Raw genomic sequence first — 10806 nt, 5'->3', positions numbered from 1 at the left:
GGTGACCGCCGGTCACCTCCACGGTCGACGGTGCGGCGAAGAACTGGTGAGGAGTCATTGCTTAAGATGAGTGCGGATGGATCGACCGGTACACCGTCCGAGTCCGACGGCCGAGTGGGGGGCCGAACGGCCCGTCCCAGGCCCACCCGGTCTCGGCCGACGCGTACTCGACCCGCCCGTATCGTTGCGCTGCCGACTCTGCTCTCGGCGGCGGTGGAGAAGAACCCGGACGGCATTGCTGCCGAATTCGGGGACCGGTCTCTGACCTATCGAGAGATCGATTCCCGATCGTCCAGGCTGGCCCGCCTGTTGCTCGCACGTGGGGTAGGGCCGGGGGATTTCGTGGCGCTGGCGCTGACCCGGTCGCCCGAATCGGTCATGGCGGTGTGGGCGGTGGCCAAGACCGGGCAGCGTTCGTGCCGATCGACCCCAACTACCCGGTTGCTCGCATCGAGCACATGGCCGCTGATTCGGGTGTCCGAATGGGCGTCACGGCAACGCAGTTCGAGGCCGCGATGCCGAATGCGGTGTCGTGGATCGCGCTCGACGCATCCGACGTCGAGGAAGAACTGAGTGGGCTGTCGGACGGTCCGGTGGTCGCGGACGATCGACGCGCACCGATTCGCGCGTCCGACCTCGCATACGTCATCTACACCTCCGGCTCGACGGGCCTACCGAAGGGCGTCGCGGTCTCCCAGGCGGGCCTGGCACCACTGGCCGCCACACAGGTCGAAACGTACGGCCTTGACTCCGATTCGCGCACACTGCATTTCGCGTCCCCCAGTTTCGACGCGTCCGTCCTCGAACTGCTCATGGCAGTCGGGGCCGGTTCGACGATGGTCATCATCGAACCGGGCGTCTACGGTGGTACCGATCTGAGCGAAGTGTTGCGCCGCCACCGGGTCACGCATGCGTTCATCACCCCGGCGGCGCTCGCGTCGCTCGACCCGGCAGATGTGCCCGATCTGCGAGTGCTCGCTGTCGGCGGTGAGGCCTTCTCGTCGGAACTGATGTCGAAGTGGGCCACCGACCGACGGTTCCACAACGTCTACGGACCTACCGAAGCCTCCATGGTGTGCAACATCTCGCCACCGCTGACCGCGGGCGAGGCGGTGCTGCTCGGGCAGTCGACCAGGGAGATGGGTCATCACGTTCTCGACGACCGGCTTCGCCAGGTCCCTGCAGGAGTTCCGGGCGAGTTGTACCTCACCGGGGCGGGCCTTGCTCGCGGCTACCATCGCCGGTTCGGGCTGACGGCAGCCCGCTTCGTCGCCAACCCCTATGCGGTCGAGGGTGATTCCAATCAGGCGCGGCTGTACCGAACCGGTGACATGGTGCGATGGCGCGAAGGGCCCTCAGGACCCGTCATCGAATACCTGGGCCGCAACGACTTCCAGGTCCAGGTTCGGGGGTTTCGGATCGAGCTCGGCGAGATCGACGCGGTTCTGACCGCACTCGACGGTGTCGAGTTCGCAGCAACCCTCGGCTACCAGGGGCCAACGGGAGAAACGGTTCTCGCGGCCTACGTGCTGCCGACGACAGGGGCCGAACTCGACGTCGACCACGTGCTCGACGCGGCCGGGCGCAGTCTGCCTGCGCACATGGTGCCGTCCGTGGTCACCGTGATCGAGTCGATTCCGCTGACTCCCACCGGCAAACTCGACCGAGATGCGTTGCCGGAGCCGGTGTTCGAGGTCGCCGAGTTCCGCGCTCCGGCGACACCCACCGAGCAGGCGGTAGCCGACATCTTCGTCGAGTTGCTCGGCGTCGAACGAGTCGGTCTCGACGACGACTTCTTCGCGCTCGGCGGCAATTCGCTGATCGCCACCAAACTCGCTGCACGGCTGGGGTCGGCACTCGGCGTACACGTGCCTGCGCGTTCGGTGTTCGAGTCGTCCACCGTCGAAGCACTCGCGAACGCAGCCGACTCGGTCGACGCTCCGGTCCGGGCCCGGCTCGACGCCTCGAGGGCTCGGCCGCAACACATTCCGCTCTCGTCCGCTCAGCAGCGCATGTGGTTCCTGAACCGACTCGACACCTCGTCGGCAATCAACAACGTGCCGGTTGCCTTGCTGCTGCGCGGTTCACTCGACATCGATGCGCTGCAGGCCGCCGTGATCGATGTGGTGGGTCGCCACGAGTCGCTGCGCACCGTCTACCCCGACATCGACGGCAGCGGATATCAGCATGTGCTCGACGAGGCCGACACGCAGGTCGACACGGCCGTGGTGCCTGTCACCCGCGAGAGCGCCCTGGCCGACGTCACGCAGTTCTTCACGCGTGGATTCGACGTCACCACCGAAATTCCGTTCCGTGTTCGACTGTTCGAGATCACCGATCCCGCCGGTCCGGTACCGGAGTACGTACTGGCCTTCGTGGCACATCACATCTCGGCCGACGGTCTGTCGATGGCTCCGCTGTCTCGGGACGTCATGACGGCATACCTCGCGCGACGCAGCGGATCGGCACCGCAGTGGACGCCGCTGGCGGTTCAGTACGTCGACTACACGCTGTGGCAACTGGACATGCTCGGTTCCGAATCGGACCCGAACTCTCTGGCCAACAAACAGATTCGGTACTGGCAGCACGCGCTCGACGGTCTACCGGAACAGTTGGAGCTACCCGCCGACCGGCCGCGCCCGCGGGTCGCATCGGGACGAGGGGCGGTGGTGTCGTTCGATATCGACGCCGAGCTGCACGCCCGAGTGCTCGAGTGCGCCCGCACGAGCGAGTCGACCCCGTTCATGGTGGTGCACGCCGCGCTGGCCGTGCTGCTGGCGAGACTCTCGGGTACGGCGGATATCGCCGTGGGAGCGCCGGTGGGTGGCCGTGGCGACGCCCGGCTGGACGATCTGGTCGGCATGTTCGTCAACACGGTGGTGCTGAGAACACCAGTTGCGCCGGATGCCTCGTTCGCCCAGGTTCTCGACACGGTACGTACGGCCGATCTCGAGGCGTTCGACAATGTCGACGTGCCCTTCGAGCGTCTGGTCGAGGTACTCGATCCGGTGCGTTCGCAGGGACGACACCCACTGGTGCAGGTTGCACTGTTCTTTCAGAACTTCTCACAGGGTTCGTTCGAGCTGCCCGATCTCGGTGTCGAGGCGTTCGGTTCCGGCGTGGCATCGGCGAAGTTCGACCTCCAGGTGACCTTCACCGAGCGGGGCGACGGCGAAGGACTCGCCGTCGAGCTGATGTACGCGACTGATCTGTTCGACGAGTCGACCGTGACGTCCTTCGGACACCGGTTGGTGACCGTTCTCGACGCGGTGACCGCTCGACCCGAGCTCCCGGTCGGTGACATCGATGTGCTCGACGCCGGTGAGCGAGATCGGATTGTGTCGGTTGTCAACGACACTCGGGTTTCGGCGGCTGCTGCGGGTGAGGTCTTGTTGGATGGTTTCGATCGCGTGGTGGTCGATTCGCCGGATGCGGTGGCGTTGGTGTTCGGTGAGCGGTCGTTGACCTATCGGGAGTTCTCGGATCGGGTGGATGCGACCGCGTGGTTGTTGCAGGAGCGCGGTGTCGGGCCGGGTGCGCTGGTGGGGTTGGCGATGCGTCGATCGGTCGAGCTGGTGGTCGGGATGTACGCGGTGCTGCGATCCGGTGCGGCGTATGTTCCGGTGGATCCGGATCAGCCGGCGGAGCGTAACGACTACATTCTCGACACGGCGTCGCCGGTTGTCGTTCTGTCGACGGCGCGGGACGACTTCGTCACGGGAACTGCGATTCCGGTTGTCGATATCACGGATCCGCCCGTGCCGGGTGTGTCGGTGGCGTTCCCTCGTGCTGTGGGTGGCGATCTGGCGTACGTGCTGTTCACCTCGGGGTCGACCGGTCGGCCCAAGGGGGTGGCCGTGGAGCATCGTGCGATCGTCAATCAGATGGCGTGGATGGCGCAGGAGTACGGTCTCGACGCGTCGGATGTCTACTTGCAGAAGACTGCTACGACGTTCGATGTGTCGTTGTGGGGGTTCTTCCTGCCGTTGCGTACCGGGGGTCGGTTGATCGTGGCGGCCCCGGGGGCGCAGCGTGATGTGGAGGCCGTTGCGGCCGATATCGCCCGTCATGGTGTGACGGTGACGGATTTCGTGCCGTCGATGCTCACGGTGTTTGCCGAATCGGTTGCTGCGCAGTCCATTTCTTCGCTTCGGCATATTTTCGTGATCGGTGAGGCGTTGCCCGCGCGGACCGTGGGTGCGTGCCGGGCCGTGTCGGATGCTCGGGTGCACAATTTGTACGGTCCGACCGAGGCTGCGGTGAGTGTCACGTATCGGGACGTCTCCGATGACGTCGCGGTGGATGGTTCGGTGTCCATCGGAGTGCCGGAGTGGAATACCTCTGTTCACGTTCTGGATTCGCGGTTGCATCCGGTACCCGCGGGTGTGCCGGGTGAGCTCTACCTCGCCGGGGTGCAGTTGGCTCGGGGTTACGTTGCGCGGGCGGATCTGTCCTCGGAGCGTTTCGTTGCCGATCCGTTCGGTGCTGAGGGGGCGCGGATGTATCGCACCGGTGATCTGGTGCGGTGGTCGATGGATGCCGGACGGCTCGAGTACATCGGTCGTACCGATTTTCAGGTCAAGTTCCGTGGGCAGCGCATCGAGTTGGGGGAGATCGAGACGGCGTTGACGGCGTTGTCGTCGGTGAGTCAGGCCGTTGTGGTGGTCGCGCAGTTGTCGGTGGGGGAGTCGTTGGCTGCGTACGTGGTGCCTGCCGTCGGCACCGCGGTCGATGTCGAGGCGGTGCGGTCGGAGTTGGGGTCGGCGGTGCCGTCGTACATGGTGCCGTCGGCGTTCGTAGTGCTGGATGCGCTGCCGCTCAATGCGGCGGGGAAGCTGGACCGTCGGGCGTTGCCTGCCCCGGAATTCGAGATCCGTGAGTTCAGGGCTCCGCAGACTCCGGTCGAGGAATCGGTCGCCGCGGTGTTCGCGGAAGTCTTGGGAGTCGAGCGCGTCGGGCTGGACGACGACTTCTTCGCGGTGGGTGGCAACTCGTTGCTTGCAGTCAAATTGGTCTCCAAGCTCAGAGCAGCCGTGGGCGGCGGGCCGATACCGCTGAACTGGTTGTTCGTCGACGCGTCCGTGGACTCGCTCGCCGCACGGATCACGGCAGCGACGACGTCGCCGGTCGAGGGGGTCGAATCCACCGGGCTGGAGACTTTGATTCCTCTTCGGATCGGTGGTTCCTCCGCAGCACTGTTCTGCATCCATCCCATCGTGGGGCTGTCCTGGGCCTTCGGTGGACTGTCGGCGTACCTCGGCGACGACCGTCCGATCTACGGGTTGCAGTCACCTGCCCTCTCCGGTGCCGAACCCCTGCCGGAATCGATCGAGCAGTGGGCCGCCCTGTTCGTGGACAGGATTCGCACCGTGCAGCCGTCCGGCCCGTACCACCTGCTCGGTTGGTCGATGGGTGGGTCGATCGCTCACGCCATGGCTGTGCAACTGCAGCGTGAAGGCGAATCGGTGGACACACTGGCCATGATGGATTCGTTCGTCGCGGGCAGGACCGACCACCTCGTCGACCGTCCCGTGTCGGCCGGAGAGATGCTCGGCGGCCTGGGCCTGGGAGGAGACTCCGATATCGAGATCGGCGAGCTCACAGTCGATTCCGTGGCCGAGCTGTTGGCATCGATGCCTGCTCCGTTCGATGCGATTTCTCGCGAACGGATCGCCAGGATACTGGACGGGATCGCCCGCTCGGCCGAGCTGATCGACTCGTACGTGCCCCGGACATTCGTCGGACGGTCGATTCTCTTCGCGTCGGTCGTCGACGATCCGACCGGAACCGTTGCGGCGTCGACGTGGAAGGACGCGGTCGACGGGAGCGTCACCGTGGTTCCCGTGCATTCGACGCACTGGCAGATGGCGTCGCAGTCTGCGCTCGCCGAGATCGGACCCGTGTTGCAGATCGAGTTGGACCGGTAGTCCTTCGAAAGCCACCGGGGCCTCCCGACATGATGTCGTGAGGCCCCGGTGGCTACGGAACGTGCACTGTCAGCAGGGTGCCGGTGTGGTCGCTGCGTAATCGGGATCGAGTGCCGACTTGACCATGTACAGCGGCGCGGGATCGGTGACGAGGCCGATGTGCGATGTCGTGGCGGACGGGCACACGTCCTGGACCCATACGTTGTGCACCGTCGACGGATCACCCGACCGGAGGAAGGTGTTCCCCGGGGGTGTCGACACCGTGTCGTTGCGGGTGGCGATGACGGTGTACTCGACTCCCGTTTGGACGTCTCCGCCGTCGTTCAGGCTCGTCAACGTCGTCGAACCGACCAACTGCTGTGCACCGGCCATGTTGTACGTGAGCGGGGTGAGCGCGTCACCGGGGAGACCGAGCGAGGTGAGCAGTTCGGAGAGCTGCTGCAAACCTCCGAACGTGGTGCCGTGGTTGGTGGCACCGAGGGTGACCAATGTGTGCACCTTGTTGCGGGCCGGGTCCTGCGGATCGGTGCCGCCGTCGAACTTCATGTACTGGCGCGAGGAAGTGCCGCCCTGTGAATGGCCGACGAGATCGACCTGTTCGGCACCGGTGGCGGCAAGTACCTCGTCGACGAAGCGGCCGATCTGCCGTCCCGACTCGGCGATATCGCCCGAACCCCAGATGGTCGTGCTGGGATCGAGCAGGAGCGAGACGCCGCCGTAGTTGGGGGCGAAGACGCAGTACCCCTCGCTCTTCAACTGCGGTGCGAGCGTCTTCCACGTCGACGCATCCATCTTCGTTCCGTGCACGAGAACCACCGGACGTGGATGCGCTGCACTGGGCACACAGCCGAAGTCGTTCGCGCCCTCCAGGACGGGGGTGGCCGAAACAGAGGTGCCCGTGGGGGAGGCGGGTGCCGCGGTCGCCGTTCCCGCCCCGGTCAGGCACAGGGCGCCGGCAACGGCGGCAGCAACCGCCGTGGGCAGCACTCGGGAAAGCGTGTTCGACATGGCCTCGATCTCGTGTGAAGGCGTGGATGCGCCGCCGGTTTCGGCAGGTCTGTGTTGTCGACCGTAACATCGGTCATCCATCCGTTACAGGCGCGCCGGTCAAGACTGCAGGCCGGGTGGTCCGGCGAGCCAGTGGGTGTGTCGGACGTCACCAGCAGAAGGCGCGATAGGCGATGCCCCCGCGAACTTCGCCCACCCGGATGAACAGGGCCCTCGACCAATGACCACGGGCCAACCCGGTCCACGCCGTCGGTAGAAGCGGATTGCGAACCAGCAGGGCCGTCCACCACGACGCGACCGTACGGATACTCATGGCCGGGCAACCCTGGGTCCGATAGATTCCCCGCAGCTTGGCGAAGCCGAATCCGAGCCGGAACGATTGGCGCAGCATGGGTCGGAGCTCGGCGCGGAGTCGATAGGCGACGACAGCCTCGGTACTGAAGCCGAGGGTGTAGCCGGCCAACTGCGCGCGCCAGCAGAATTCCACGTCCTGGCTGGCCCTGAACCGGTTGTCCATGCCACCGAGATCGCGGTAGACCGACGCCCAGCAGGCCATGCTGGCCCCGATGGCGAACGGCAGGAAATCCGTACGGCCCTGATCCTCCGGCGGTGTGGTCGGAGTCCAGGACAACGCCTGTGCACTGTTCAACGTCTGTGTCTCCACCGCGGTACCCGCCACGTCGAAAGACCTGGCCAGTTCGGCGAGGGTTCGTAGCCACGACGGATGCACCACGTCGTCTGCGTCGCAGAACATCAACAGGTCGCCGGAGGCATTCTCGGCACCGCGATTGCGGGCATGCGCCGCGCCGACCTGCGCAGAGGCGTCGACACAGGTCAGTCGCAGTCGATCCCGTAGAGGGTGCGAGGAGACGTGATCGCTGACTCGTCCGTCACCGGCGTTGTCCGAGATCAGCACATCGAACGGACAGTCGGCATCCTGCTCCGCCAATGCCTGCAACTGCGCGTCGAGCAGGGGATCGAGCGAGCTCACAGGAATGATCACCGAGATCGACGGATGTGCCGCGCGCGCACGGTCCACGACGTCACCTCCTATCGGGGCCACGGGTGGCCGGAGCCTGCTCGATCAGCCGGTCGCGGATGCCTTCTTGTAGCCGCGGATTGCGGGGATCAGAAACACAGCTGCCATTCCGAGTGACCACGCCAGAGTTTGCAACACCGGCGTCAGGACCGGACCACCCATTGCCAGGTTTCGCATTGCATCGACCGCGACCGACATCGGCTGCGCCGCGACGACCGGTTGGAGCCACGGCGGGTAGGCCAGCACGGGTACGAAGCCGGCATTGAAGAACATGAGAAGCGTTGCGAAGATCGACACGACTTCGACCAGAGGTGCGTCGCCGGCGACGGTGGCCAGGAATGTCACCATGACCGCGAACCCGATACCGAATACGATCGGCACCAAGATCAACAAGATGCCGGCCGGAACTCCCTGAGTGAAGCGGAATCCCATCGCCACTCCGGCACTGGTGATGACGAGGGTAGTGACGAGCACCCGAACTGCTTCGGCAATCATTCTGCCCAGCAGGCCGGCGGCCCGGTGCGTGGGTGTCGTCCAGAACCGTGACAGCAAACCCGATTTGCGTTCGCCCTTGAGTCCGACCGCGCTGACGATGGATCCGAACATGGCCCCGACGAGGGCGATCATCGGCACCTGGCCGTAGATCGCGGGTGATCCGGTCGCCGCGGAAATCGAGTTGCCGAGTACGACACGGAACATGACCAGCATCAAGGCGGGGTACAGCAACGCCTGAATCATCGTCGACGGATCGCGCATCCATCGCATCAACAGTCGCTTGGCCTGGATCAGGCTGTGGGTCCAGAGAGCACGGACGGACCCTTCGCCCAGGACCATGTTGGGTTCGGGAAAGGTCAAGCTGGACACGCGGGTTGTACTCACCGACGCTTCGGACATCGTCATCTCCGACTCGTCACTCTGGCCTGGAGCTCGCCCAGATGGCGAGCGGTACGAAGAACAGGATCAAGCCGGCCACCCACGCGAGCGACGGCCACAACACCTGGAAGCTGACTCCGCCTTCGGCCATGTCCCGCATCGCGAAGGAGAACTGCGAGATCGGCTGGTTGCGTACGAACGGTCGGATCAGTTCCGGGAAACCACTTTCCGGAACGAACCCGCACGAGGCCATACCCAGAATCAGCTGGGGGAGGGTCAGTACCTGGCTGGTCGCCTCGGGACTTTTCGACAGCGTTCCGATCGCATCGGCACCGATCGACAACGTGGTGCTGATCAGCATGGCGAGTGCGCAGAACAACACGGCCTGGCCGAATCCCGCGGTGAAGCGAAAACCGATCACATAGCCGAAACCGAGGGCGGATACGAGCGAGACCAACGAGCGGACGACACCGCTCGAGATTCTCGCGACCAGAGGCACACCGCGCACGACGGGCATGGTCTTCAACCGCGAGTTCAGGCCACTCATGGCCTCGGCCGAGGCACGCTGTGCCGCCGAGATCGCGGTGAACGCCATGGCCTGCAGCACGATGATCGGCATCAGGAACTGGGCGTAGTCGATTCCCTGCAGACCCATGACGAACTTGAGGGGCAGATAGAAGCCGACGGTGAAGATGAGCGGGGCGATGACCGCGACCAACAACTCACCCTTGGTCAGCATGGTCCACAGTGCGCGCCCGGTCAGAGCCTGCCACTGCACGAATCCCGACGGCTTCGTCCTCGACCGCCGCTTCGGCTGCTGAGCCGTCGACCCGACATCGGTCCTCGGCACGGTCCTGGCCTGCGAATCGGCCACGCCTCGTGTCGTGGCCGTCATGGCGTGGTGCTCGTCTGCGAGTGCCCGGTGAGAGTGAGGAACACGTCGTCGAGCGACGGACGGCGGAGGGCGATGTCGGCGAGCACGATTCCCACCGCATCGATCCGGCGCAGAATCTCCGACAGAGTGGCTGCGCCGTCGGGTGCAGGAACGGAGAGCCGGTCCGAGGCAGCGGTGATCTCGGCGTGCACTGCAGCGGGGACCATGTCGCCCAGGGCTTCGGCGGCCGCGCGGAGTTGGCCGGGATCGAGGGGAACGACCTCGCAGTAGCTGCCGCCGGTCATGGCCTTGAGATGGTCCGACGTGCCTTCCGCGATGACCGTGCCCTTGTCGATGACGATGATGTTGTCGCTCAGGACGTCTGCTTCTTCGAGATACTGCGTCGTCAACAGCACGGTGATGCCCTGCGCCTTGAGCGCCTCGACCAACGACCAGACGCCCTGCCGACTGCGTGGGTCGAGTCCGGTGGTCGGCTCGTCCAGGAAGACGACCTCCGGCCGCACGACGAGGCCGCAGGCGATGTCGATACGGCGACGCATACCGCCCGAGTAGCCGCGCACGGGGCGCTTGCCGGTGTCGGAGAGGTCGAACTCGTCGAGCAACGCCTTGGCTCGCGCCTTGGCGGCCTTCTTGTCCAGACCCATCAGGCGACCGAAGAGCTCGATGTTCTCGCGGCCGGACAGCGTGTCGTCGAGAGCCGCGTACTGCCCGGTCATCATGATCGAACGACGGACTGCCGGAGCGTCGGCCACCACATCGTGACCCGCGACGAAGGCTCTGCCGCTGTCGGGTGCGATCAGGGTGGACAGCACTTTCACGGTCGTCGTCTTGCCTGCACCGTTCGGGCCGAGAATGCCCAGAACGGTTCCCCGCTCTGCGGAGAAGCTGATGCCGCGCAACGCCTGCACATCGCCGAAGGACTTGTGTACATCCTCCACGTGTACGGCTGCGTGTTGAGCTGACGACATCGAATCTCCGAGCTGTCGGGGGGAGTGGTGGGACCGGGCCCCGTGGAGTCGAGGCCACTACTTGATAGCGAAATTCGCCGTAGATGTTACGTGTGG

At 65.2% G+C, this 10806-nt stretch carries 6 protein-coding genes and 1 pseudogene; 2 read left to right on the top strand and 5 right to left on the bottom strand.

The genetic code is table 11. The annotated features are described in order from the left end of the window. Window positions 1-66: 66 nt before the first annotated feature. Together AYK61_RS27745 and AYK61_RS08310 are read left to right on the top strand one after the other, a co-directional pair. A pseudogene (locus tag AYK61_RS27745) lies at window positions 67-1178 on the top strand (AMP-binding protein); the annotation flags it as partial. A gap of 153 nt (window positions 1179-1331) precedes the next feature. Then, a complete protein-coding gene (locus AYK61_RS08310) occupies window positions 1332-5927 on the top strand; it encodes a non-ribosomal peptide synthetase (protein WP_259468173.1) in 4596 nt (1531 codons plus the stop codon). A gap of 69 nt (window positions 5928-5996) precedes the next feature. Here the strand turns inward: AYK61_RS08310 and AYK61_RS08305 are convergent, their stop codons facing one another. The 5 genes from AYK61_RS08305 to AYK61_RS08285 form a co-directional block, all read right to left on the bottom strand. After that, window positions 5997-6935: a triacylglycerol lipase gene (locus tag AYK61_RS08305; RefSeq protein ID WP_121870449.1), complete on the bottom strand. Its 939-nt coding sequence runs from the start codon at window positions 6933-6935 to the stop codon at window positions 5997-5999. A 148-nt stretch (window positions 6936-7083) separates the two neighbouring features. Further along, complete coding sequence (locus tag AYK61_RS08300) at window positions 7084-7974, bottom strand: glycosyltransferase family 2 protein (protein WP_183130210.1); 891 nt, start codon at window positions 7972-7974, stop codon at window positions 7084-7086. 45 nt (window positions 7975-8019) lie between these two features. Beyond that, window positions 8020-8874, bottom strand: a complete 855-nt coding sequence (locus AYK61_RS08295) for an ABC transporter permease (protein WP_121870447.1) — start codon at window positions 8872-8874, stop codon at window positions 8020-8022. 10 nt (window positions 8875-8884) lie between these two features. Next, entirely contained in the window at window positions 8885-9742 is an 858-nt protein-coding gene (locus tag AYK61_RS08290; protein ID WP_121870446.1) for an ABC transporter permease, read from the bottom strand. After that, window positions 9739-10710 carry an ATP-binding cassette domain-containing protein gene (locus tag AYK61_RS08285; protein ID WP_121870445.1) on the bottom strand — a complete coding sequence of 324 codons (972 nt, stop codon included), beginning with the start codon at window positions 10708-10710 and terminating at the stop codon, window positions 9739-9741. Before AYK61_RS08285 ends, AYK61_RS08290 begins: the two co-directional genes overlap by 4 nt. Between the last annotated feature and the right edge of the window lie 96 nt (window positions 10711-10806).

Source organism: Rhodococcus sp. SBT000017, assembly GCF_003688915.1.
Classification (GTDB): Bacteria; Actinomycetota; Actinomycetes; order Mycobacteriales; family Mycobacteriaceae; genus Rhodococcoides.
The sequence above is the reverse complement of the archived record's forward strand: the minus strand, read 5'-3'. Positions and strand labels throughout refer to the sequence as shown.